This is a genomic window from Mycobacterium sp. SMC-2 (assembly GCF_025263485.1).
Lineage (GTDB): Bacteria > Actinomycetota > Actinomycetes > Mycobacteriales > Mycobacteriaceae > Mycobacterium.
The window spans coordinates 5902942-5926296 of record NZ_CP079863.1; the positions used below are offsets into that span (position 1 = coordinate 5902942).

A 23355-nucleotide genomic window follows, 5' to 3' on the forward strand; every position below is an offset into this window, starting at 1 on the left:
TTGGACATTCAGAAGTCGTGCTCGGGACCGGCGAGGCCTTGCTGGTGGTCGTGTTGTTCGAGGCCAAGGCGTTCTCGGGCGCGGACAATTTTGCGTAGGGCATCGGCGCTGGGGTAGCCGAGTTCTTCGACCAGAGCCGGTGTGGGGTTCAGGAGCAGGCTCCATCCGGGTTTGCGGCCGCGGGCGGCCATGCGTTGTTCGGCCGCGGCGGCTTTGGCTTTGGCTTCGGGGCTTTGGGCGGCCATGCGCAGCTCGAGGGTGAGGGCTTTAAGTTCTGCGTCTTTTGTGGCCAGTTCGTCGGCGTGTTCGAACGGTGCTGGGGGGTTGGCTACAAAGTCGTCGAGGGCGGCCTGGTCGCGGTCGCGTTCGTGCTGCAGTCGTGCGTGGTGTTCGGGTAGGCCGGTATAGAGGTTTTCCACGCGGCGCAGCAGTCCGAGTTGTTTGGGGCCGTTGACGTCGGAGCCCAGACCTGCGCCGGTGGATAACACTTCAAGGCCGTCGATTTCTGCCGTGCGCGACGGCACGGCTAGTCGGAGTAGCAATTGGTCGTGGGTGAGGTCGCAGGCGGCCAGAATGTCGATGCCGTAGATGGTGGCGCCGATGGGTTCGAAGCGGCCGGCGCCGCGGTCTTTGCCGGCGGCGTAGGCGCGCCGGCAGGCCGCAGCCAGTGCGTAGGAGGCGGGGACACGCTCGGTGTAGATGGTGTCTGCGACGGTCAGCCGTGGTGGCCCGCCGGCGGAGGCATGCGCGGCGGCTGCCGTGGCGACTGGGGTGAGCTCGTCGATGGCGCGTTGTTTGTTGGGAATCGCGCGCTCGAGCACACTGACTTGCCAGTCGCGGTTGCGCACCGATTGACTGTGTGCGCGCTGCAGGGCGGTGAGGCGCTTAACGGTGTCGTCGAGTTCAACTTGGTGTATGTAACGCGGGTCGCCGGTGGCGATGGCCTTGGTTTCTGCGGCGGCCGTCCCGATGTCACCGCCGGAAAGGTCGTCGATCTCGATATCGAGGACCTCGTTGCGGCGCATCTGTTCGATGAACAGCGTTTTGGCTTGGACTTTTTGCCACATGACGGTGTCGTAGGAGCCTTCAGTGACGTAGATGAAGATGTCGACGCCGTCAAGGTTTTGGTTGCCTTGGCGCTGAATGCGGCCTTCGCGTTGTTCTAGGTCGCGCGGGCGCCATGGCACGTCGACGTGATGCAGCGCGGCGGCTCGGGCTTGCACGTTGACCCCGGCGCCGATTTTCTCGGTGCTACCGATCAGCACTGAGACGTCTCCCCTAATGCACCGGGCGAAAAGCGTTTTGATCTCTTGAAGATCTTTCGCCTCGTGGACGAAGCGGATCGCGGCTGCGGGCATGCCGCGCGCCACGAGTTCGTCTTTGATCGCCTGGTAGATGGTGAACTGGGCGGGGTCTTTGGATGGGGTGCCACGGTCGCAGAACATGATCTGCAGTGCCCCAGTACCAGCCGGCGCGCCGGTGTCGGGATGAGTGTAGGCGCGATGCGCGTGACGGTGATGGACGCGCATGGCTGCCTCGGCGACTGCGCAGGCGCGGCTGTGTCGCGGTTTGGGCAAGTGGGCCAACCGTGGATCCAACGACACGTTGCGCCCGTCGTTGCTGACTTTGAGTGGGTTGTCGCGTCGGGGATTGCGTGAGTCGAGATGATCGAGGCGGTAGCCCAAGTCGGTAATGAAGTCGACGACTTCGATGTCGGGGTGCAAGCTGATGATTTGGCGTTGCCCGCTGCGAAGCGGCGGCAGCTCGACGGGGACTTGGTCGCGGGTCACGACGGCGGTGTAGACCGAGGACAGGGCCAGCAGTGCGGGCAAGTTGGTGAACTTTCCTACTCGCGTGACGGGCCGCAGCTTGGTGCCTGTGGCGTTGACCTCGATGCTGGTGGTGGTCGCGGTAAACGCGGCACCCCAGTCCCCCAGGTCAGCGACCCCGGCTTGCTCTAAAAGGTCGGGCCGCAAGTAGGTCTGCATGACCCATAGCTCGCCTAATGAGTTGCTGATCGGTGTGCCGGTGGCGAAGGTGGCGACCCGTTCGACGACCCGGTGCGCGGGAATGCCTTTGGCCAGCGCCTCGTCGCGGCGCCGCTGGCGCAACACGGTGAGTTTGAGGGCGAGGTCCTCGGCGCGTTGCGATGCGTTGGGGCACGATAATTCTTCAATGTTGCAGGTGCGGCCCAAGTTCTTGTATGTGTCGGCCTCGTCGATCATCAGGTAGTCGCAACCGGATTCCTCAAACCGCAAGCCAGTGTCTTTGGCGTTGGCTGCCAACAGTTTTTCTAGCCGCGCCTTGGCGCTTTTGATGGCCAGTTCGATGCGCTTTTTGCTGCGGTCGGCTTCGGCGGATTGGAGTTGTTCGCGCAAGGTGTCGAGCTGGTTTTCGATGTAGTCGACGCGCATGTCCGTGGAGACGTTGATCGCGGTGAACGCCGACTGCGGGATGACAACGAGATCCCAATCGCTTGAGGCGGTTTGGGCGATGAAGCGGCGCCGTCCATCAGCGGTGGTGGCCGCTGAGCCGAGCAGAATCCTGGCGGCCGGATACCACTGTTGGGCTTCGCGGCCAACTTGTTCGGTGATCGCGTTGGGTACCACGAGCCAGGGTTGGCGCACCAACCCCAGCCGCCGCAGTTCCAGCGCACCAGCGACCATGCTTCCTGTCTTGCCCGCTCCGACAACATGATCCAAGAGAACGGTGGGCTCGGAGACGATTCGCGCGGCGGCATTGCGCTGGTAGAAGTGCGGCGTGAAGTGGTCCGACATGCCGGGAAACCGCATGTGTGAGCCGTCGTAGGCAGGCGCGCGCAGCGAGTTGAAGCGCCGGTTGTACTCGGCGACCAGGGTGTCGCGGCGGGCGTCGTCAGACCACAGCCAGCGGGTGAATTCCTCGCTGATTTTGGCCATTTTGGCCTGGGCGGCGAAAGTGGCCTGCGGGTCGAGGACACCGTCGTCGTTGTTGACGAGGACGGCTTTGGAGTTGCAGGCGGCCTCGAGCAGGCTAACCGCGTCGCAGCCGCGTCGGTCGGTTCCCCATTCGTCGGTCATCAGCCGGCCGTGGCGTTTGTAGGAGGCAACGTCGACGACCCAGCGCCCGCCGAGGTGTTCGGCGACCACACCGGTGGCATCGAACGTTTTCTCGGCGAAGGCGGCGACGACTTGGGCCGGGATCCAGGGGGCCCCCGGGCGCACTTTGATGTCTTGGGCTTCACGCTGGGGCGGCAGCACCTGTTGCAGGGCGGCGGCGTAGTCGTTGTAGATCGGATTGGTTTCTGCCGCATCGAGTGCGCGGGCGAGTTTGGTGCGCACGTTGCCTGACAGGGCACTCACGGCGGGGACGAGTTCGTCGGGGTCATCGAGGCTGGGATAGACCAGTCCGGCGATCAGGTCACGGACGTCGTCGACTTCGACTTCTAGCAGGTTGGCGATTAGGTCGACGTCGACGCGCTGGGTGCGGTCCAGGCACATCGCCAACGCTTCTTCGGGGGTGTCGGCGCTGGCGCGCTCCAGCGGCGGGGTAAGCAGGTCGGTGGAAAAGATGGCCGACTTCTGGGCGGTGCCGGTGTCTTCGTCGAAGATTTCCAATGAGGCGACCAGTGCCCATCCGGGGTCGTGACGCATTCCGCCGTCGAGGTGACGCCGCTTCTTGTAAGGCGCCGGCGCTTCGGAGGCCTCGGTGTCCCATTGCACGGCGACGTCGTCGGGCACGGGCCCGGTGTAGGGGCGCTCGGGGGTGCCTTCGGCGGCGCGCCAGGCGGTTTCGGCGGCGGCCAAGCGCTGATCGTGGCGTTCTTGGGTGACGGTGGGATAGACCCAGGTAAACCGGTTGAGTGGGCCATGGCGGCGCACGTAGTTGTCGTAGAGGGTGTTGAGGTGTCCGCGGAGCTGGTCGCGCTCGATGGCGGGCCGGCCGTCGCGTTGGGAGGCGATCAGGCTGACGGCGACGTCGCGCAGGCCGATGAGTTCACGGGTTTCTGCTAGCAGCGTTTTCGGGGTTCTGTGGGGTTCCCATTGGTGTCCGGCCCAGTACTCGATGCCGCGGTTGGCCTCGCTGTAGCGCAATGTGTAGAGCGGGGTGTCCTCACCGCGGTCGGCGGCGGTGATCAGGCCGGGGTCGAAGGCGTCTGCGGCGACGTCGGTGAGTTCAGCCGGCGTGGCGGTTAATCCGAGCCCGTGCTTCATGGCCGAGTCGATGAGCACGTGTAGCCGGTCGCGCAGCTGCTCGGCGAGCTCGATGCCGCTGGTGCCGCGCACAACGAGTTGGTGGGAGCCGTTGAGTCCGCGGCCCGCGCGCATCTGGCCGAGCACGTTGTGGGGGTTGGCGACGAAATGGGAGTTGATGTGCAGGGTTTCGCCGGCGCCGGTGTCGGGGTCGGTGAGCTCGATGGCTTCGGTGTTGATCCAGTCGGGCAGTTCGTCGGGGGCAGGCGTTCGGGGATCGCGGCGGCGCAGGATGAGCAGGTCGGTGACGACCTCGGTGCCGGCCACCCGCGTAAACGCCTTCGACGGGAGCCGGAGCGCGCCGATGAGGTCGGCTTTGGCCGAAATATCACGCCGGGCAGCCGTTTTCGCTGCATCCAGGGTGTAGCGGCTGGTCAGCACAGCCACGTATCCACCAGGGGCAGTCAGCGCGAGGGACTTAACGATGAAGTGGTTATGGATGGAGTGACGTGCGGGGTTGTGGGCGGGGTCGGTGACCGCGTAGCGGCCGAAGGGGACGTTGCCGACGGCGGCGGCGAAGCTGTTCTCGGGGACGCGAGTGGATTCGAAACCTTCGTGGCGGATCTGAGCCGATGGGTAGAGCAGGGCGGCGATGGCTGCGGTGGTGGCGTCACTTTCAACACCAACCATGACTGCCTCATCGAGGGCGTGAGCGATGAATGTTCCCGCCCCGCAACCTGGTTCGAGGACCCTGCCGCCAGTAAACCCGGCCCGACCTAGTGCTTCCCACACCACGGCGGCGATGGCCGGATCGGTGTAGTGGGCGTTGAGGATGGAGGCCTCTGCCTGGCGGTATTGATCGCGGTCGAGCAACTCGGCCAGTGTGTCGCGTTCGGCGACGAGCTCGCTGGCGCGGGGGTCGAACACCTGGGGTACCGCACCCCAGCCTGACCAGGTGGCCAGAACACGCTGTTCGGCTGGGGTGGCCGGCCGCTGCGCGTCCTGCAGGGCGCGCAGCAGCTCGACGGCGGCAATGTTGGCGCGGATGCGCGCTTTGGACCCCGATGGCACCAGGGTGTCGAGGCTTGCCGGAAAATCGGTGGGGCTGGTGAATTCTTCTATCCGCCGCTCGGCGGCCGGCGTCGGTTCGTCTGATACAGCCGGGCTCTGTACGGCGCCCGCCGGCGGGTCGATTGGCTGGTGGGCTGGTGTGCGCGAGTTCAGCCGCGGCAGCGGGGCGCCGCCGGGGTCAATCGAGCGCGGATCGGTGGGCTGATCGGCCTCATCGAACAGTGAGGGCTGGGCGTTTACCGCTCGGGTATGCCGTCGTCGCGCAGATCGGTGTAGACCATCTGAGACAGCGTGCTCGTGAGCGGATCGTCCGGCCCGCTCGGGAGGGGGAGGCCATCCTCGGCCCGGGCGGCTAGCAGGTATCCGGCCTTGATCCGAAACACCGCCGAGTAATTCGGGTCCGGCCACAGATCCGCGATCAGCGCCTCGATGTTCTGGCTGGGGTCGCTGCGATACTGGGGCCGGGTCCAGCGTTGATCCCAGGGCACCTGACTGCGATCGGACGCTGGGTCGTTGCGCTCCCCCCACAGGTTGCTGGGCTGGTCCTCCTCGGTCGGGATCTGCTCGTAGAGCTCGTTGTTGAGCACGATCTCCATCGCCTGGCTGCGTGCGGTGTTCAGCAGCCCCGCCTTCGTCAGGTAGTCCGGATGCTGGCCGCGGCCGCGGATCCACGCCCCTACCGCCTGGGCGCCCATCTCGGCCGCCAGCTCGGCGACCTGGTAGCTGATCCTGGCCGCCTGGCTGTCCAGGAATGTCTCGCGTTGGGCTGGGCTCCACTGCGGGGGCAGCTCGAGCGGGCCCGCGTAGGCCTCCGCCACGATCTGGCGTATCTCTGGGCTCGTCACCACCACCGTCCCCGCCGAAGATATCGAACAGACCCGGCTGGAGTGGATCTGGCCGCGTCCTCCGTGCCATATTGTGCGCTCCGATCGGCTCGTGTCGGGGTCGGGGTAACCGTGGTTAGCCATAAACTGGCGCAGCCGACACTCAGCAGCCCGCCTTCGTGCCGCAGCCGAGCGTGCATCGGGGGAAGTCATGTCGTTGTGCCGCAGTCGAATAATGTCGGGGTGGAGATCTGCCGGTTGGACCACGAGACCTCGGTACGCGCCGCGTAGGCGCCGCTTTGCGATGTGGCAGATGGGATTTCGGCTCGGTCCCAATCGCGCAGCTCGATGTCATACAGGGTGTTTGCGCTCATTGGGCTGCCTTTCGGTACGGGATCGGCGCCAACTGCCTGGTGGTGCAACCACGGGGGGCACGATGAGCGGCAGTGGCGGTGCGGATGTGAATGCTGCAGGAGGTCAGCTGCCGAACAAGGCGCAAGTTGCGACCAGCCTTGCCTAGTGCGCGCGCATACTCATCGGGGTTGACGCAGACGCGGATGCGGCGCTGTTCAGGGTTGACGACTTCGGCGATCGCAGACTTGATTCCCAGCGCGTTGATCACGTACCTGGCAGTGTCGCTGTCGTAGGCGATGATGCTGACATGTTCGCCGCAGAGGCGCTTTTCGACGTCGGCGATACGCAGGCCGCCCCACCCGATACAGACGGCGACCGCGTTGATCCCGCGAACACGTGATCGGACCGCGACTTTAGCCAACAGTCCGGGCTCGCGTGCGACCGCAATGATTTCGACGGAGCCGTTGGCCAGTTCGGGCACCCGAGCTGTCAGCGCCGCTCGAACGGGACATGTGCTCATCGGATGGCGCCCTTTCAACGTGGCGCCGGCTGGCCGTCCGAGGCGCTGAAAGCGGCTTCCAGGGCGGCTATTTCGCGGTCGGCGGGGTTGGCGGCCGCCGTCCAGGTGACCTCGCGGCCTTCACGGCCACCGCGGGTCAGCAGGCCTTGACGCTCAAGGCCGCACAGCACCCGGTAGATCTGCTCGTGGATCGGGGCGCAGGATATCGCGACCCCCGGGACCGGCACGTCAGGCGCGTGCAGGCGCAACTGGGCTGTCGTGAGGGGCCGTTGCGCGATGCGGAGTTGGGCGAGCAGATCATCACGCAGGACGCGGGTGGCTGCGCTGCTGCTAGGCACTGGCCTTCTCCCTTAGCGTCACACTTGCCCTGGACGCGGGTTTAGCTGCTTGTCGGCGGCGCAGGTCGCGCTGGGTCGCCGCGAAGTGCACGGCCTGACGGATTTGCAGGGACCGCAGCCGTAGCGCTGGAGGTTGCTTTCGGTAGCGGGCGATGACCTCGCGTAATTGCGCTCGAGCGGCCTTGAGGGCGGTGACGTCACGGGCGCCGGGCATGGCCACACTCGCCCACACCCCATCGGTAGCGCCAAATCTGAGGGCGTTCTGGGCGCAGGCGACGATGATGGGGCAGTTGGTGCATATCGCTGCCGACTCTCGCTCCCCGCTATATCCCCTGAACCAGGTGTCGGGGTCTTCGTACTCGCACAGGCCGGTGTCGGCTCGCAAGGGTCGAATGGTGGTCACGGCACTCTCCATTCCTAATCATACCTGTGCATAATCCTGTGTATATTGTGCGCTGAGTACGTTTATAGCTGCTCATGCGCTGATAGGCAACAGCGGTTCGGACAATGGCGTCGCCAAAATAAGTCGACGCAGCTCACACGCGTGTGGCGCGTTTGAGCCTGGTGCATCCCGCTGCGCGGGACCATGTATTGCCATCTAAACCAGACTATTTCTGCTCATCCGTCAGTTGGCGCATCTGTGGCGGATCCCGTGTCCGATCGTGGCTGAACGTGGTCAACTTCTATAGTTAACTTGCAAGTATCCGAGAAGTCGTCGGTCGACGACGGCGGCGACGATGGCGAAGGACACGGTGAGCACCAAGGTGACTCCACCTGGCGAGAGTCCGCTAGAGCGGGTGGGTAAGGCCGTTGCCGACCGTCGAGTCGAAGTTGGGCTGGAAACGCAGCGAGAGCTAGCTGACGCGGCGAATGTGTCGCTGAACACGGCCGCGTTGCTTGAGCGCGGCAAGTCATTTCCTCATCGGATCAACCGCGTGAAGTTCGAAGATGCCCTGCAGTGGCCGCGCGGCACCCTCGATGCGCTACGCCGCGGTGAGCCCATCCCGCAGACCCAACCGCGCCCGGCAGCGGCGCTCACGTCGCAGCCCTCGTTCGAGTCGGTGTCGACCGATCCGCGCACCACGTTGCAGGCGTTGGGAATCGCTAAGGCGGTAGCGGCGATATCTGCGATATGCGCGCAGATTCTGGTGCGCCACAGCAACAGTGCACAGGCGAAGGCAACGTTGCGCGACCTCGACGATCAACTGTTGCAGTTAGAGTCGCTCATTGTCGCGAGTCTGCCGCACGTGCGCGGAAAGTCGTTTAGCGAGACCATGTCGGCGCTGACCGAGCTGCACGAGTATCGCGACGTCATCCGCGACGCCGCCGGGGACGCGGAGGCCTCGACCGAAACTGCTACGCCATCGGCCGGCGCGCCACGTACGAGGCTGGCATCGGCGAAATCCTGACCGGCACACCGGATTGCTGGGCCTCGACGCACTGCGTTGGGCTGATGGCGAGCATGACGTGCCCTGCTTCGGGAAAGATCAGGTCTCCGGCTTCGACGTTTCCATGAGCTACCCTGGCGCCCTGGTGAATCTGGGTGTATGTGTCGGGACCCAAGGTGACGCCGGCCTGAGCGTAGGACCAGTGAATCAGGCCGGAGCAGTCAAATTGGTTGGGCCCCTTGGCCCCCCAGACATAGGGGCACCCCAAGCGGGTTAGTGCGGCTTTGACCGCGATGCGGGCTAATGGCCCTCCCCCAGCGATCGCGGCGTCGTGGTCACCGACGAGTTCGGGGTTGGTGTGGTGGTGGTTTCGGGTAAGCCCGGACATGGCGGTGTCGAGGCCGGGGATAGCAAGTGGGCTGCCCACTCCCCCGCCGGCGGCGCCCAAGCCACCCATCGGCATGCCACCGGTCATGGCGCCGGCGCCCATCGGCATCGCGCCCATCCCGGCGCCGTAGCCGCCGGCACCTCGCCCGATCAACGCCGCCAGCTCCATATTGCGCCGCTCAGAGATGCGCAACAGGGCCTTGGCCCGATCCAGCTGGCTTTGCAAATGCGTCACCAATTCCCGCTTGCCGGCCGGGGTTCCGGTGGCAGGAGCGATCGCGGCCACCCCCGAACGGGCATCGGTGATCACCCCATCCATGCCCCCGCCACCCGCGGCAGCAGCCTGTCCCCCGCCGGTCAGCGGCGGGCCGGTCCCCGCGTCGGCGGCGATGGTGTGATCCAGGGAAAATAGCTGCCCAGTGTTGGCAACGCCGTACCCGGTGGCCGCCGCACCACCCCAGCCTGCGGCGGCGGCCTGTCCCGCGCCCGCGACAACCTGGCGACCCGTCACCAGCCCCGGCGTTGATGACCAACCCCCGTTAATCACCGGCGCCGCCCCGAAAAGCCTGCGCGCATCGCCCAATACACGGCCGGCCTCAGCGACCACCTCATCGAGCGACATACCCGGCAGTATCACCCACGCCGCGCCCACCCGGCTATCACCAGCACCAACTTCGCCGCTCAGTAACCCTTCGGCGGTCGTGTGGGATCGGCCTGCTGGATGTTGGCTGCCAGATTCGACGCGTCGGCTGCGACGTGATAGCGGCCGCGGGCGTAGTTGATGAACGCGCACGCTTCGGATACGTCGTCGAAGCGGCTACTTGCTGTGCCCGGCTGGTGGTACTGCCGGAATGTTGCACCGGTGAATTGGAACGACCCTCCGCTGGGATCTCCCCTTTGCGCGTTGGCATCGGTGTGGTTTATGGCGTCGTTGCGGTATCCGGATTCGCGTTTAGCCACCAGCATCATCCCGGCTTCCCACCGGGCACGTGCTACGGGATCGTGAACGCCTTCGATGTCGAGGGCTTTGCGGATCGCCGCGCGGACACGGTCGGCCCCGGGACCTGCGGGCTCGGCGGCCAGGTTCAATCCCCGATCCGGTTCGGGGTTGGTGTGGTGGTGGTTTGGGGTCAGGCCGGACAGGGCGGTGTCGAGGCCGGGGATAGCAAGTGGGCTGCCCACTCCCCCGCCGGCGGCGCCCAAGCCACCCATCGGCATGCCACCGGTCATGGCGCCGGCGCCCATCGGCATTGCACCCATCCCGGCGCCGTAGCCGCCGGCACCTCGCCCGATCAACGCCGCCAGCTCCATATTGCGCCGCTCAGAGATGCGCAACAGGGCCTTGGCCCGATCCAGCTGGCTTTGCAAATGCGTCACCAATTCCCGCTTGCCGGCCGGGGTTCCGGTGGCAGGAGCGATCGCGGCCACCCCCGAACGGGCATCGGTGATCACCCCATCCATGCCCCCGCCACCCGCGGCAGCAGCCTGTCCCCCGCCGGTCAGCGGCGGGCCGGTCCCCGCGTCGGCGGCGATGGTGTGATCCAGGGAAAATAGCTGCCCAGTGTTGGCAACGCCGTACCCGGTGGCCGCCGCACCACCCCAGCCTGCGGCGGCGGCCTGTCCCGCGCCCGCGACAACCTGGCGACCCGTCACCAGCCCCGGCGTTGATGACCAACCCCCGTTAATCACCGGCGCCGCCCCGAAAAGCCTGCGCGCATCGCCCAATACACGGCCGGCCTCAGCGACCACCTCATCGAGCGACATACCCGGCAGTATCACCCACGCCGCGCCCACCCGGCTATCACCAGCACCAACTTCGCCGCTCAGGCCTCCCAGCGCTCCCAGCTGTGAGCGTTGCCGTGGGGTGCGTTTGGCGTTCGGCTCGCCGGTGTTGACGCCGACAACCACCACCTGCGATATCGAACGGTGCCACCGAAACCGCTTGACGCCCAACATAATTGATTGCGGCTGAGCGTGCAGTATGCCACGCCACTTCGATGGATGGGTCAGTTTTCCGCGGAAAATTGACCCTCGCGATGCTATGTGAGCAACTTCTTGAGCTGGCCGACCAGTGTCCTGGCTCTTTTTTCGCCAAGTTGATCGCGCAGCGCTATCGCCAGGGCGCTTGGATCCGCGTCGAACTTTCGGAGCGCCCGCGTCACCGAGCGCAGCGGCGGCGTCGTTGGTTCGTCTTGTGCCGCCGAATCCGAATTGCCGTCCTCGGTTTCGTTGGCGGTGTTGGCCCCTTCACTGGGCCGGCCGCGAGCGGCCTTCCATCGGGCGACCTGCTGTGCGAGCGGAACCTGGGCAAGTGTACGCGCTTCGCGAATCGCCAGATCGCCTCTGCGGGTGGCTTCCTGCAGATCGGGGGCCAGTTTGAGTAGTGCGCGCCGATGTGACACCCACGTCTTGCTCTTACGAAGATGTTCGGCGGCGGCGTCAGCGCTGCCGTACTCCCCCACTAGCCTCTCGACAGCTTTGGCTTCCTCGATCACGTCGAATCCCGAGCGGTCGACGTTCTCGGAGATGACCGCGGTGAGCAGCGTTGCGCGATCATTGGCGAGTTCGTCTTTGATCACGATGTCGAGCTCGGGTCGGCCGAACTTGTGCGCGGCGGCCAACCGCCGGTTGCCGATGATTACGACCCACCGCGCCGAAATCGTGGTCTCGGGGTAGATGTTTTGAAATGCGCCTCGGGTGACGACAACTACGGGCTGTAGTTGGAAGTCAACGATGGAGGCCAACTCGTCGAGGTCTCCGACTGAATCGCGCGGGTTGTGTGGGTTGCCGACCAGGTCTCCTAGAGCCACCGACCGCGACAGGCCCGACCGTGGGGCGACGACGGGAGTGGTCGCATTTCCGTCAACAGATGAGTTGTCGCCAACAGCATCGACGAGATCATCGAATGTCTTGACACCACCGCGTCCCATTACCGGACTCCTACCATGTTCAGTTCGTCGGCAAGCCTGTAGAAGTCAGCCGCCGCGTTGGCTGCCGAGCCACTCTTCTTGTACTGGGTGACCACGACGCCCTCGCTGGAGGCATTCGTGTGAATCTTGTAGTGCCGCACTACCGTCTCGGCTAAGGGCCATCCCTGTCCGCGAATGAACTTCTTTGTTTGTTCTAACCAGTGTTCGCCATCGCGCGGGTCCCAGTCATTGATGAAGACCCGGTAGGGGATGTTGCGCGGTTCTAGAAGCTTACGGATCGTGCGCGCGGTTGGGTCGAAGCACATCGGCGCCGGCAGCACCGGAACGATCGCTTCGTCGGTGACGTCGAGGACGGTCCGCAGTGCATCGGCAGAGTGTCCGTCACCGAGACCATCTCGAGCGGAGTCCGCGTCGATGTCGAACCAGCCGGCGGTATCGACGTAGACCTCGGCAATACCGGGCAGGTTGCTGAGCTGCTGCAGCCATTCGAGGGGATCGTCGTGCGCTTGGACAAGATGGAAGGGGAGTGCGTCGACCCGGTTGGCCCACCATTTTGCCGATCCCTGCGGGTCTATCGAGACTGCAGCCACCGGCGAGAACGCGTCGGGCTCGAGATGTGCGGTCAGTTTTTGGGCTCGTACGGCGGCCAGATTGACGGTCGCAGTGCTCTTGCCGACACCGCCTTTTTGGTTCAAAACAGTGACAACTTTGGTCATGGGGGCGAAGACCTTGGTGTGCTTGGGCCGCGGCCGCGGCCTACTCCGGGAATCGGCCGCCAGGAAGTACGTCGCTGACCGAACGACCGCCCCTCAGACACGCTGAATTGTGGGTTACATCTCGCTAGTTTTCCGCGGAAAACTGCCCGGATCCAACCGGAGATCGCGCGCTGTCTTTCGCGCCTTCCCGATCCGTCAATCACATCAGCGAGTCCATGACTTGCGTCGATTGACGAGTGAGAGGCCAGTTTTCCGCGGAAAACTGGACATGCCGGGCTCAGATCATCACCCCAAAAGTCACGCAATTCCGCGGCGGCAGTGAGTTGTGCGCGCCCCGTCGACTCGCCGCTCCCGATGGCATCCGGCCGCATCATGATGCTGGCCGGCAGCCGCCGCCGAGAGGGTGAACACTTCCTCGGGCGCTCGCGGATCGGGGCGTTCATTGCGCCGGGGCCCGCACGATGTAGGAGTCGAACCGGCCGCAGTCGCTGGCATGCACAACCGGGTCCACCCACAACAGCGCCCAGTAGTCGTTGGCACGTGCACAGACGCCAGACCGCCTCACCGACACCGTGGGTCGACGGTTCACGACGCACCTAGTGTTTGCGCGGCCACATTGTTGGGCACGCCACCGCCAACCTCTGGCGCGGCGGCGTCTACTGAACCTAGTGCTTGCGCCGCGGCGTCGGTGGCCGCGCCACCGTCGGCTTCCCGCACCGCGCCCTTTCCTGCGCCCCGCGCCGCACTGGCTTCCGCGCCTAATGCATCCGCGCGCGGCGCTGCCTGCGCGTCGGCAGCCTTCAACACCGCGCGCACCTCACCGACTTTGACGCCCGCCAGTTCAGCGATCGCAGTGAGGCTTTCACCGCGGCCCTGCATCCGGGCCACCGCTGTCGCGCCGGCCTGGCGGTGTTCGTGACGGCGCCGCTCCCCCTCTGCGCGTATCTCGTGGATACGGTTGCGCTCCCACTCGTCGACGGCGACGAGCCGCCCAAGCTCGACGAGAAACGACGCAGCGTCATCGACATTTTGACGCTCACGCTCCAGACGTGCCTCGTTGGCCTTATGCTGCGCCTCCCGGACACGCTTGCGCGCCGCCGATTTCGAATTGATGTTCACCACGTAGGAACCATAGGACGCACGCACCGTCGCGCTCTACCATCTTGACCAACATCATCTGTGTCCCCATTTGTCCGCACCCACTGCCGCCAAATCGTCTGCCCACCAATGCAACACATACGCACCGATCCGTACCACTCACCACAACCACCTGTCCGATTCGGGAACCGGTCGGGTGTGCTCATTCACGGGCTAACGCGCACGTATGCCAACGGCGCCCCGTACCGCAGCCTCAAACCGCTAGATGCGCTGGTCGACACACCGTGGTTTCGCCTGGTGTGCGATGGCGCAATATGACCATTTCAGATGCACTTTCGGCGTCTCACCCCGTTCGGGCTTTTAGGCTCTCCTCGAGCTGGTCTCGCAGATTTCGACCCCTGACCGCACTCGACGGTGCATTTCCGATCGAATGTCGCACTGCTGGTAGCGGGAATCGAGAACTAGGCCTCATGATCTCGGTATGACCTGCCGGCTAGTACCGACGGCGGGAGAGGGGGTTGGAGACGATGACTATAGAAAATGCGTCCGTCATGCTCACCGCTCATGAAGTTCGAGCGATGACCGGAGTTCCGGTCTCAACGCTGCATGATTGGGCGGCCAGGCGGGAACGTGGGATCGATGCGCCTGGTCCACATCACCTCAGGCTGAGCGATCGGCACCGTCGATGGTTACTGGATGACGTCAAAGATTGGCTGGAATCGACTCGGGTGTAGAGCGATTCGCCCTCACAGACTAATTGGCGCAAACGCAAATTTTGAGCTAACGACCAAGCTTGCACACGGTCACTGCTGGCTGGAGGCACTGATCCTCAATTCCCCCAACGGCATTCGGGAGGAATCTTGGCCATAAAGCGCCGGGAGACGAAGGACGGCGTGCGTTATGACGTCCAGTGGCGCCTACCGGATCGTTCGAAGCGCAAGAAGAGCTTCCGAACAGAGCGCGAGGCGCGCCAGTTCGAAGCAAGGCTCGTCACCGACAGCGCCGCGGGCGTCAGGGTGGACCCACGCGGCGGCAAAATCCTGCTCCGCAACGTCTATCGATCCTGGCTAGCCTCCCGACCCGACCTGAGCGCGAAAGTCCGCCGCGGATACGAAGACAACTGGAGGCTGCGTATCGAGCCACAGTTTGGTTCGTGGCCGATCGCACGGATCGACCACGAGTCGATCCAACGGTGGGTGAATGCCATGTCAGCGTCGGGTCTCGGACCGCGGACCGTGAGGTGGACGCACTCGGTCCTCAAGATGACCCTTGACCGCGCCGTCGAGGAAGACCAGCTCCTCGGCAAGAACCCCGCATCACGCACCAAATTCCCACCGATGCGGCAAGCCACACACGTCTATCTCACCGCCGGCGAAGTCGCAACACTTGCCCAAACATGCGGGGCTCAAGGCGACGTCGTCTTGCTCCTGGCTTACACAGGCCTACGATTCGGTGAGCTCACCGGCCTCAATGTCGAGGATGTCGACCTGGGCGCTCGTCGAATCCGTGTTCGTCGGTCGATGACCCAAGTCGGCGGCAAACTCGTTGAAGGGAACCCGAAATCGCAAGCCGGCCGACGTTCTGTCCCAATCCCCGAGCGCTTGATGCCGGCACTTAAGGCGCGGCTCGACGCACGACCCCCGGGCGCGCCGGCGATCGCGTCGCCGAAGGGTTCCCGGCTGAGCCTGGAGAACTGGAAGCGTGCGGTCAATTGGCGGAAGTCTGTGACTGACATCGGCCGGGCCAACTTGCGTGTGCACGACCTGCGGCATACCTACGCATCGCTGTCGCGACGGGCGGGCGCCGACTTGCGACTCCTGCAAAAGGCAATGGGTCACGCATCTATCACCGTGACCGCGCACACCTACGCGGACCTGTTCGACGACGAGCTTGACGACATTGCAACCGCGCTTGATTCGCTCGACGATAGTTTCCACGAGGGCCGCGGTTAATCCGGTTTGGCCCCATTTTGGCCCCATTTCACCCGCTGCTCACGCGGTCGAGGAGGCGCCGGGGCCGTTCAGCAGCGCTCTGAGCTGCATAAACAATGTGGTGGCCAGGGGCGGGATCGAACCGCCGACCTTCCGCTTTTCAGGTGGATGGAACGGCCGCTGGCCTGCGGTTTAATGACTCCCATACGTCAAATACGCCGCGCTGAGCGCGTCTGACGCAGGCTGCTCGTCCGGCGATCGGACACAGACCGGACACGGTGACAGCACTCCCGACAAGGGACCCTTCATCGCCCGTCACTCAGTGATGCGCGCTGGGGGCTCCCGGGGAGCAGGTACCCGATGCCCGGCATCACGAGGTCGAGCGCGCATTCAACGAGCTCGATTGCGGAGCGACTCACCCTTCGGCCGGACACAACCCGAACGGCCAGCCGGAACACGGACGGAGCGGCGGACGCCGGTAGACCGCGAGTGCCCGAGGCCGGCAAGGCCGCAGGGCGCGAGAGCGGTAGCGGTCGGTCGGACGGCGGGAGCGGCGTAGACCGTGTTCCGGCTGGGACCAACGGGCTTGTTATATGCGCCAAAAGTGTCCGCGACACCGTCGACGGCATTGTTGATGCGGAACTGTCGGCCTCGGATGCCTTGGGGCTGCGGTTCCCGAGGCCCAACATGGTGGCCTCGGCAGCGGCGCTGTTCGAACCGGCCGAACCATGGGCGCATGGACGGGACCGGCTGGATGTCGAACCTGAGTGCGGGCGATTCCGGATCACGATCGGCCCGGGCGTCGTCCGTCTCGGCTGGACCAATCCCGTTCGCGCGGAGAAGGCATCTGAGCGGACCGTGGGCCAGCACATGCAGGACGTAGCGGGCGAGGTAGACCGCATAAAGGCCGGTCGTGATGTGCCTGACCCGTCGGGCCGTGCGATCACCGAATGGTCCCGCAAGTCGCGTGCGGCGATGTGCCGCACCTTCGCCGAGCTGGACTACACGCCGATGGTGGAAAGCGGACGGGTACCCGCGATGGTCACGCTGACCTACCCCGGCGACTGGGAATCGGTCGCACCCGATGGAGCCAGCGTAAAGCGACATATGATGCTGTGGCGCAAACGATTTCAGCGCGAATGGGGTGAACCAGCGCGCTACATCTGGAAGATGGAATTTCAACGCCGCGGCGCACCACACATTCACCTATGGATGGCTCCCCCGTATACCGTCGGTCGATCAGGCCGTAGGTTCAGCGAATGGTTGTCGCAGGAATGGGCGGAAGTCGTCGCCCATCCCGACCCTGAACAACGCACACGCCACTTGCGCGCCGGTACGGCTATCGACAGCCTCAACGGATTGCGTGCTTGCGACCCCAAACGCTTGGCGATCTACTTCACGAAGCACTCATCACCGAATAGATTGGGCGACAAGGAATACCAGCACATCGTTCCGGAGGCCTGGCGGCGGCCGGGCCGCGGACCGGGTCGCTTTTGGGGGGTCCACGGGTTGGAACGAGCAACCGCAGTCGTTGAGATCGCCCAGGACGCATACCTGACGGCCCGAAGGATCATCCGTCGGTGGTCTCGCTCACAGGCCATTCATAGCGATTGCACCCACTGCTTCCCCACCGCACTCGTTCCGCGAATGACCCGCGTCGCAGTTCAACGAACAAACTCCAAGACTGGCAAAGTACGCCACCGCAACGTCTGTCGGAGGCGACTTCTCTGCCGCCAAGGCGGCTTCGCGGGTGGCTACGCCCTTGTGAACGACGGACCAGCGTTCGCATCCCAGCTCGCGGCAGCGTTATCGGCGGATCGGGCGAAGGCGGTGCGCGACGAACAACTCGCGGGCCGTAAGTGATCTAACGCAATTCACCTCTGACCGTCGCATTGCAGCAACCGGCTACATACGCTTAGCACGTGACCATCGAACTGTCGCCGCGCCTGCCGGATGGTGAGCGGCCGAGGAATCATCAGGAATTGGCCGCTGAGCAGATGGACCTGGACAACGTGATCAACGAGCTACTCCTGCGGCTGGAGGATCATAAATATCGTTGGGAGCTTTATGAATTCGGACTTTCCGACACTGAAGAGCGACGTCAGGTGCACACAGTCATTGAGCAGCTGCGGCTGGCGGTGCATACGGGTGGGCCAGCCGTACTTCATCCGCTGCGTCACGCGCTGTCTGTAGCTCACTCCGACGACCCCGCGTCGCCTGGATGCTCCGGATAGTCCGAGTCGCGGGCCATGCTCAGCTGCGCACTACCGTCCACGCGGTGCGGGGGACGGCTAGCGCGGTCGTAAACCGACAAAAACGAGGTCGTGAATTGTTCTGGCAATTCGATCTTCGTCGAGCGCATCGTCAAGCACTAGGTAGGTCAGTGCGCTGGTCGTGACGGCACCGAATAGCGCGATCGCGGCAACTGCTGGGTTGTCGAGGGTCACGAGTGAGCCGTCGCCGGCGCCAGCGCGAAGTAACGTCTCGACGGGTGCGAAGTATGCGGCGCTGATCATGTCGGCGATGACGGGCATGCGGGCGGCGCGGCCCAGTTCCCCGATGAGAGCGCGGCAGACGGCGGGTCTCTGTGCCATCACGCGCAGCTGGGCACTGATGACTGCGTGCAGGCGCTGAGCGGCGGAGCCTTCTGCCTCCACGACTGCGGCGACCTCGTGCGCGACTTGCTGTAGGACGTCTTCGAGGAGGAAGGCGAGTATTTCCTCTTTGCCGGCGAAGTAGTAGTAAAGGGTGGCCTTGGCGATGCCGGTGGTGGCGGCGACGTCTTCGATCTTGGTGTCGTTGAGCCCGCGGTCTGCGAAAAGTGCCGCCGCCGGCGGCAGGCGGTCGGCAATTTTTCGCGGAACCTCGCGCATTGACGCTCCTCTCGGTTGGACTTACAGTCTAAACTACTGGATTAGACAGCCGTATAATTAGATTCACAGCGGTAGGAGCTCAGATGACGACGGTGCAACTTCGCTACGACCCGTTCGATGCGACGATTCAGGACGATCTCTACCCCATCTACCGGCAGCTGCGCGACAAAGCCCCGCTGTATCGCGCAGCCGATTCCAACACGTGGGTTTTCAGTCGCCACGAAGATGTCGTCAGCGCGCTGCTTGACCATCACACCTACTCATCCGTGGACGGCATATTTCCAACTCCACCGGGCTCAGATTTCCACGCATCGTTCTTGCCCATGATGATTTTGATGGATCCCCCGCGACACGATCAGCTGCGCGCGTTGGTAAGCAAGGCGTTCACCCCGCGGCGCATCGCGGCGTTAAGTAGTGGGATTGAGGACCTGGCGGAGGATTTATCAGATTGCCTTGACCGGGGCGCAGGGTCGGTTGACTTTGCCGCCGACTTTGCCGCCGTCCTGCCGGCCATGGTGATCGCTGATTTGCTCGGCATTCCTCGCGAGGACCGCGCACAGTTTCGGCAGTGGTCAACCACGATGGTCCAGTCCAATCCGGCGCGCGGTGAGATGGGCGAGGGGCTGGCCGCGGCTGCGGCCGTCTATGCCTACTTCACCGACTTCCTCGCCGAGCGTCGACGCGAACCGCGCGGCGACTTGATGTCGGCCTTGGTGTCCGCCGAGATCGACGGAAAGCGTCTTACTGACGAGGACCTCCTTGGCTTTTGCCTGTTGCTGCTCATCGCAGGCCATGAGACCACCTCGAACCTGCTCAGCAACGCCGCAGTAGTGCTTGCGAGCGATCCCGACATTCGCCGACGACTAGTCGCCGATGACAACTTGCTTGGTCCCGCAGTTGAGGAGCTCCTCCGGTATGACTCACCGGTGCAAGGACTTTCACGAACTCTGACCCGCGACGTCACGCTGCATGGCGTCACGATGTCCGTCGGTGATTCAGTGCTGCTGTTGTTCGGCTCGGCTAACCGTGACGAACGAGTGTTTGCTGATCCCGACGTGTTCGATATCGGGCGCAAACCCGAACATCAAGTGGCGTTCGGCCGAGGTATCCACTTCTGTCTCGGTGCGTCATTAGCGCGGATGGAGGCCCGGATAGCGTTGCGCGCCCTGCTGGCCCGAGTGCCCAACTGGGAAGTCGACCTAGAGAACGCGCAGCGCCTGCGGTCGGGCCTCATCCGGGGCTATATGTCTTTGCCTATCTCGTGGTCGGCAAATTAGCCGAACTGCGCGTCAGGCAGAGCGGCTGGGGCGGCGCCATTCCCGCGGAGCGGGATCACTACGATGCGGGCTCGTCGACCTTGCGGCGGTGCGCGGCGAGGAAGTCATCGACGATGCGCTCACAGTCTTGACGATCGATGGCACGCAGCCCGGTGAGGCGCGCGAAGGCGACCGGCCCCACGAGTTGGCACAGGATCAGCTCGGGGTCGAATTCATCGAGGTCGGCGCAGGCTTCGGGGCTTTGCAAAAGTAGATCGAACGGCTGGCGATACTGCTCGATGATCCGGGTCCGCAGCGCGTGCCGATCGTAGGTCTCCTGAGTGCTGTTTGATGTTGGGCCAAGCGCGACCCAAGCCAGTGTGGTGACGTGCAGCGGCGCCTCCTGGAACAGCGTGGCCTGTCGGCTCAACAGTTCGATGAGTTGGTCGCGCAACGATCCCGTCGCCGGCGGAAGGTGAACCTGCGGCAGCAGCCGTTCAAATGTGGCGGCCAGTAGTTGAGTGGAGCTGCTGAAGTGGCGATAGAGGGTCGTGCGCGCAACTTTAGAGGCCTTGGTGACCGCGTCTATGGTGACGGCTTCAATCCCGCCGGCGCTGAGGAGTTTGGTGGCTGCATCTAATAGCCGGGTCCGGGAGCGCACCAGGCGCGGATCGACATCGTCGTCGACTGTCGCTTGCCAGGGTGATGGGACCACCGTTTTGCCATGAGCATGGGACCGGTTGTTTCCGGTTGCTGGCCGTGGGGTGATGGTGACTGATGACCTGGCTGCTGGTCAATTCGGCTGGTCCGAATTGACCGGCTTTCGAGGACGGGGTTTCTGGCGTTGCCGGTAGGACTCGCCCTCGACGACGAGTTCGTAGGCCGCGGATTGGAGCCGGTCCATCGCCGACTGGGCCAGGAGTGGGTCGGCCATCATGGTGAGGATCTCCGGTGGTTCGCGGTTGCTGGTGATGACCGTTGATGCGGTGCGGTGGCGTTCCACGATGAGCTCGTAGAAGTCATTGGTCTCGGTGGCCTCAAGCCGGTGCAACGCGAGGTCATCGATGATGAGCAGCTCGACGCGGTGTAGTTTGCGCATCTCGTCTTCATAGCTGCCGTCTAGCCGTGCTCCGCGGAGGCGTTTGAACAGTTTGTCGGCGCGTTCGGTATGCACGCTGTGGTGACGTCGCACGGCGATGTGGCCTAATGCGTTGGCCAGGAACGTTTTTCCGACTCCGACCGGTCCCATGATGAGCACGTTGTAGGCGTCGGCCAGAAACCGCAGCGAGGTCAACTCTGCCCATAGTTGGCGGTCGTAGCTGACCGCGGCGGTGTCATCCCAGGCCTGCAGCTGCATCTGCGGATCCAATTGTGCTGTCTTGGCGCGGCGGGCGGCGGACTCGCGGTCGCGGCGGGTGACCTCATCGGCTAGCAGCATTTCCAGGAAGTCGTGGTGTGGCAGCCGATTCGATCGTGCCAGCGCGAGCCGTTCGGGCAGGGTGTCGAGCAGGCGGCCGAGCTTGAGGCGGCGCATCAGCGCTTTGAGGTCTGCAGACACCTCGATCGGCTTGACCGCGGGGGTGGCATCGGGGCGGCGGGTTGTGCTCATGAGGGCCTGCGCACCGCGAAGTCGGTGGCCGCGCGGACGAACCGCGACGCCTGCGGCGGGTTCGGGATCAGCGGCAGCTGTGCGCCGGCACCGCGGGTAAGCATGCGCTCGATCAGCCCGACGTCGATGACCTCGGCGTCCAGCGCGCGCTGGCAGGCGTCATCGACCGCGTCGGCGCCGTGGCGGCGCACCAGTCCCAGGAGTCGGTAGACCTGGCGCATCTTGGTCCACGGCAGCGGATGCTCCAGCACCGCCGCCGCGTAGGCGCCGACATGCTGCCCGTGTGCGGATGCCTTGCGCTGCAAGGTGTTGATATCTCGCATCGCATAGACCGACACCTCGGCCGGTAGATCAGCGGGGTCGGTATGGCGGCGTCCTGGCGCCATGACCGGATGGACCTTGATCAGCTCACCGCGCCAATACAGCTTCACCGTGCGCGCATCCACCCGGGCATCCAGCCGGCGCCCAATCAGCTCACCGGGAACGCTGTAGAGCGCCTTGGCGACCTGCACGTGCCGATCGGGAGCCACCTTGGGCCGGCTCCAGGTCGGGATGTCGAACACCTCGTCGGGTGCCGGTTTGAGGTGGGGTAGCTCGTCGGTGGCGAATACCTCGGCCGGGCGCAGCCGAGTGGTGCCGTGTATCCGCATCCCCGCCACCTGCCCACACCACTGCTCGGCTCGTGCCCGGCAGTCACTCAGATTCCGAAAGTCTTCTCCAGCAAAGAAATTCGACCGAACATATTGGACACAGCGCTCAACCCTAGGCTTGTCGCGCGGGCTGCGGATGCGGGTGGGGTCCACGACGAAGCCCCGCGCCTGAGCGTATTCGCGGAAGGCGTCATTAAGTTTCGGATCGGTCGCATCAGCCTTGTCGACGATGGCCTTCATGTTGTCGGGGATCGCCACCGCGAACACCCCGCCGAAGAATGCCCACGCGGCCTCAAACCCGGCGATCACCTCGTGAAGCGTCTGCCGGTAGGTCGGCCAGACGAACATGTGCCGCGAATACACCGCAGTGAAGATCAACCCCTGCACTACCCGCCGGCGGCCATCCGCGGCATCAGTGAGCATTCCGAGCCGACCGAAATCGACCTGCAGTTCAGCACCGGGCTCGCAATCGGCCACCGGCACCGTGGCCTGCCGAATCCCGAACCCCAATTCCGTTGTGGCATAGCGATGCAACGTTCGATACGACACCACCACGCCCCGACGCCCAAGCAGCGTGTGCACCTTCGTCAGAGTCAAGTCTTGCTTCAGCCACGCCTTGATCTGCTCGTGCTGGGCGGCGATGGTCTCCCAGGCCTGGCTCTTGCCGTTGGGCCGACTCGGCCGCACGCCGGCGATCACCGCCGCCAACAGCTCGTCGGTCAACTGACACCCGTCGCCGTCACGGTCCAGCCCGCACGCGCGGGCGCGGTCCACATACCGGCGCACCGTTTTGCGGTCCGTGCCCGATAACCGGGCCACCTCGCGCAACCCATGACCCTGCAGCCACAACCGCAGCATCTCCCTGACTTCGATCACCGACACCTCCCGGTAGCTCATTCGGCCAATACAGCGGCCGAGCAACCGGAAGCCCCCAACGCCACGCCGGGGTGGTCCCATAACTGGCAAAACAGCTAGCCAGATGGTCCCATCACTGGCAATCGGGTGGTCCCATGCTCATGGCAAAACCGGCGCCGAGCTGGTCCCTTATTCCTGGCAGCCGACAGTCGACCGGCATGTCAAAACCGTCGCGCTCCATATGGTCACCGTAAACCCTACGCATACCTGGCCCGCACCGAATCGCATCTGCATTGGCGATTGATCCAGCCACTACCCAACTAACGCTACTGTTGGTAGCATAGCGCTACCAATAGTACAGTTATTCGTAGGGGTTTGTGCGT

The 23355-nt window shown here is 64.4% G+C and carries 20 protein-coding genes and 1 tRNA gene; 5 read left to right on the top strand and 16 right to left on the bottom strand.

What is annotated here, in order from left to right; translation table 11 throughout:
- Nucleotides 1-8 precede the first annotated feature (8 nt).
- From KXD96_RS27725 to KXD96_RS27750, 6 genes are all read right to left on the bottom strand, one after another.
- Nucleotides 9-5243 (bottom strand): helicase, encoded by a 5235-nt coding sequence (locus KXD96_RS27725; protein ID WP_225601353.1) that lies wholly within the window; start codon nucleotides 5241-5243, stop codon nucleotides 9-11.
- A gap of 236 nt (nucleotides 5244-5479) precedes the next feature.
- A complete protein-coding gene (locus KXD96_RS27730) occupies nucleotides 5480-6088 on the bottom strand; it encodes a hypothetical protein (RefSeq protein WP_225601354.1) in 609 nt (202 codons plus the stop codon).
- Nucleotides 6089-6276: 188 nt separating this feature from the next.
- The gene (locus tag KXD96_RS27735; RefSeq protein ID WP_260742043.1) at nucleotides 6277-6441 is read right to left on the bottom strand and encodes a hypothetical protein; all 165 of its coding nucleotides are present in this window, start codon (nucleotides 6439-6441) and stop codon (nucleotides 6277-6279) included.
- Nucleotides 6438-6902 (bottom strand): transcription elongation factor NusA, encoded by a 465-nt coding sequence (locus tag KXD96_RS27740; protein WP_225601355.1) that lies wholly within the window; start codon nucleotides 6900-6902, stop codon nucleotides 6438-6440. Before KXD96_RS27740 ends, KXD96_RS27735 begins: the two co-directional genes overlap by 4 nt.
- 53 nt (nucleotides 6903-6955) lie before the next feature.
- Complete coding sequence (locus KXD96_RS27745) at nucleotides 6956-7279, bottom strand: hypothetical protein (RefSeq protein WP_225601356.1); 324 nt, start codon at nucleotides 7277-7279, stop codon at nucleotides 6956-6958.
- The gene (locus tag KXD96_RS27750) at nucleotides 7272-7682 is read right to left on the bottom strand and encodes a WhiB family transcriptional regulator (RefSeq protein ID WP_260742045.1); all 411 of its coding nucleotides are present in this window, start codon (nucleotides 7680-7682) and stop codon (nucleotides 7272-7274) included. Before KXD96_RS27750 ends, KXD96_RS27745 begins: the two co-directional genes overlap by 8 nt.
- Nucleotides 7683-8016: 334 nt before the next feature.
- Here KXD96_RS27750 and KXD96_RS27755 point away from each other — a divergent pair, with 334 nt between their 5' ends.
- On the top strand, nucleotides 8017-8688 hold the full coding sequence (locus KXD96_RS27755; protein ID WP_225601358.1) for a helix-turn-helix transcriptional regulator: 672 nt from the start codon (nucleotides 8017-8019) through the stop codon (nucleotides 8686-8688).
- On the opposite strand, the gene KXD96_RS28675 is transcribed toward KXD96_RS27755, so the two are convergent.
- From KXD96_RS28675 to KXD96_RS27780, 5 genes are all read right to left on the bottom strand, one after another.
- Complete coding sequence (locus KXD96_RS28675) at nucleotides 8636-9676, bottom strand: NlpC/P60 family protein (RefSeq protein ID WP_313901602.1); 1041 nt, start codon at nucleotides 9674-9676, stop codon at nucleotides 8636-8638. The two genes, KXD96_RS27755 and KXD96_RS28675, sit on opposite strands and share 53 nt — an antisense overlap.
- A gap of 59 nt (nucleotides 9677-9735) precedes the next feature.
- The gene (locus tag KXD96_RS28850; protein WP_396878927.1) at nucleotides 9736-10848 is read right to left on the bottom strand and encodes a lytic transglycosylase; all 1113 of its coding nucleotides are present in this window, start codon (nucleotides 10846-10848) and stop codon (nucleotides 9736-9738) included.
- Between the two features lie 245 nt (nucleotides 10849-11093).
- Nucleotides 11094-11984 (bottom strand): peptide transporter, encoded by an 891-nt coding sequence (locus KXD96_RS27770; protein ID WP_225601241.1) that lies wholly within the window; start codon nucleotides 11982-11984, stop codon nucleotides 11094-11096.
- Nucleotides 11984-12700 (bottom strand): ParA family protein, encoded by a 717-nt coding sequence (locus KXD96_RS27775; protein WP_225601242.1) that lies wholly within the window; start codon nucleotides 12698-12700, stop codon nucleotides 11984-11986. The genes KXD96_RS27770 and KXD96_RS27775 overlap by 1 nt, the downstream gene beginning before the upstream one ends.
- A 585-nt stretch (nucleotides 12701-13285) precedes the next feature.
- Nucleotides 13286-13822, bottom strand: a complete 537-nt coding sequence (locus tag KXD96_RS27780; RefSeq protein ID WP_225601243.1) for a hypothetical protein — start codon at nucleotides 13820-13822, stop codon at nucleotides 13286-13288.
- 836 nt (nucleotides 13823-14658) lie between these two features.
- Between KXD96_RS27780 and KXD96_RS27785 the strand changes: the two genes are divergently transcribed.
- Entirely contained in the window at nucleotides 14659-15750 is a 1092-nt protein-coding gene (locus KXD96_RS27785) for a site-specific integrase (RefSeq protein ID WP_225601244.1), read from the top strand.
- Between the two features lie 98 nt (nucleotides 15751-15848).
- Here KXD96_RS27785 and KXD96_RS27790 read toward each other — a convergent pair.
- A tRNA-Phe gene (locus KXD96_RS27790) sits at nucleotides 15849-15916 on the bottom strand.
- Nucleotides 15917-16218: 302 nt separating this feature from the next.
- Here KXD96_RS27790 and KXD96_RS27795 point away from each other — a divergent pair.
- Together KXD96_RS27795 and KXD96_RS27800 are read left to right on the top strand one after the other, a co-directional pair.
- The gene (locus KXD96_RS27795) at nucleotides 16219-17592 is read left to right on the top strand and encodes a hypothetical protein (RefSeq protein WP_224097131.1); all 1374 of its coding nucleotides are present in this window, start codon (nucleotides 16219-16221) and stop codon (nucleotides 17590-17592) included.
- 59 nt (nucleotides 17593-17651) lie between these two features.
- Nucleotides 17652-17963, top strand: coding sequence for a hypothetical protein (locus KXD96_RS27800; protein ID WP_131806047.1), 312 nt, complete (start codon nucleotides 17652-17654; stop codon nucleotides 17961-17963).
- A 57-nt stretch (nucleotides 17964-18020) separates the two neighbouring features.
- Here KXD96_RS27800 and KXD96_RS27805 read toward each other — a convergent pair whose 3' ends face one another.
- Nucleotides 18021-18602 (bottom strand): TetR/AcrR family transcriptional regulator, encoded by a 582-nt coding sequence (locus KXD96_RS27805; protein ID WP_014710943.1) that lies wholly within the window; start codon nucleotides 18600-18602, stop codon nucleotides 18021-18023.
- Nucleotides 18603-18685: 83 nt separating this feature from the next.
- Here KXD96_RS27805 and KXD96_RS27810 point away from each other — a divergent pair, with 83 nt between their 5' ends.
- A complete protein-coding gene (locus tag KXD96_RS27810; protein ID WP_014710942.1) occupies nucleotides 18686-19879 on the top strand; it encodes a cytochrome P450 in 1194 nt (397 codons plus the stop codon).
- 58 nt (nucleotides 19880-19937) lie between these two features.
- Here the strand turns inward: KXD96_RS27810 and KXD96_RS27815 are convergent, their stop codons facing one another.
- The 3 genes from KXD96_RS27815 to istA form a co-directional block, all read right to left on the bottom strand.
- Nucleotides 19938-20573: a TetR/AcrR family transcriptional regulator gene (locus tag KXD96_RS27815; protein ID WP_260742068.1), complete on the bottom strand. Its 636-nt coding sequence runs from the start codon at nucleotides 20571-20573 to the stop codon at nucleotides 19938-19940.
- A gap of 78 nt (nucleotides 20574-20651) precedes the next feature.
- On the bottom strand, nucleotides 20652-21467 hold the full coding sequence (istB, locus tag KXD96_RS27820; RefSeq protein WP_260737101.1) for an IS21-like element helper ATPase IstB: 816 nt from the start codon (nucleotides 21465-21467) through the stop codon (nucleotides 20652-20654).
- On the bottom strand, nucleotides 21464-23014 hold the full coding sequence (gene istA / locus KXD96_RS27825; RefSeq protein ID WP_260737107.1) for an IS21 family transposase: 1551 nt from the start codon (nucleotides 23012-23014) through the stop codon (nucleotides 21464-21466). Before istA ends, istB begins: the two co-directional genes overlap by 4 nt.
- Nucleotides 23015-23355: the final 341 nt, after the last annotated feature.

Excerpts from the sequence above, each read along its gene's own strand:
- KXD96_RS28675 (WP_313901602.1), bottom strand. The coding sequence starts at position 9,676 with ATGTCGCTCGATGAGGTGGTCGCTGAGGCCGGCCGTGTATTGGGCGAT.
- KXD96_RS27735 (WP_260742043.1), bottom strand. The coding sequence starts at position 6,441 with ATGAGCGCAAACACCCTGTATGACATCGAGCTGCGCGATTGGGACCGA.
- istA (WP_260737107.1), bottom strand. The coding sequence starts at position 23,014 with ATGAGCTACCGGGAGGTGTCGGTGATCGAAGTCAGGGAGATGCTGCGG.
- KXD96_RS27755 (WP_225601358.1), top strand. The coding sequence starts at position 8,017 with ATGGCGAAGGACACGGTGAGCACCAAGGTGACTCCACCTGGCGAGAGT.
- KXD96_RS27775 (WP_225601242.1), bottom strand. The coding sequence starts at position 12,700 with ATGACCAAAGTTGTCACTGTTTTGAACCAAAAAGGCGGTGTCGGCAAG.
- KXD96_RS27810 (WP_014710942.1), top strand. The coding sequence starts at position 18,686 with ATGACGACGGTGCAACTTCGCTACGACCCGTTCGATGCGACGATTCAG.
- KXD96_RS27805 (WP_014710943.1), bottom strand. The coding sequence starts at position 18,602 with ATGCGCGAGGTTCCGCGAAAAATTGCCGACCGCCTGCCGCCGGCGGCG.
- istB (WP_260737101.1), bottom strand. The coding sequence starts at position 21,467 with ATGAGCACAACCCGCCGCCCCGATGCCACCCCCGCGGTCAAGCCGATC.
- KXD96_RS27770 (WP_225601241.1), bottom strand. The coding sequence starts at position 11,984 with ATGGGACGCGGTGGTGTCAAGACATTCGATGATCTCGTCGATGCTGTT.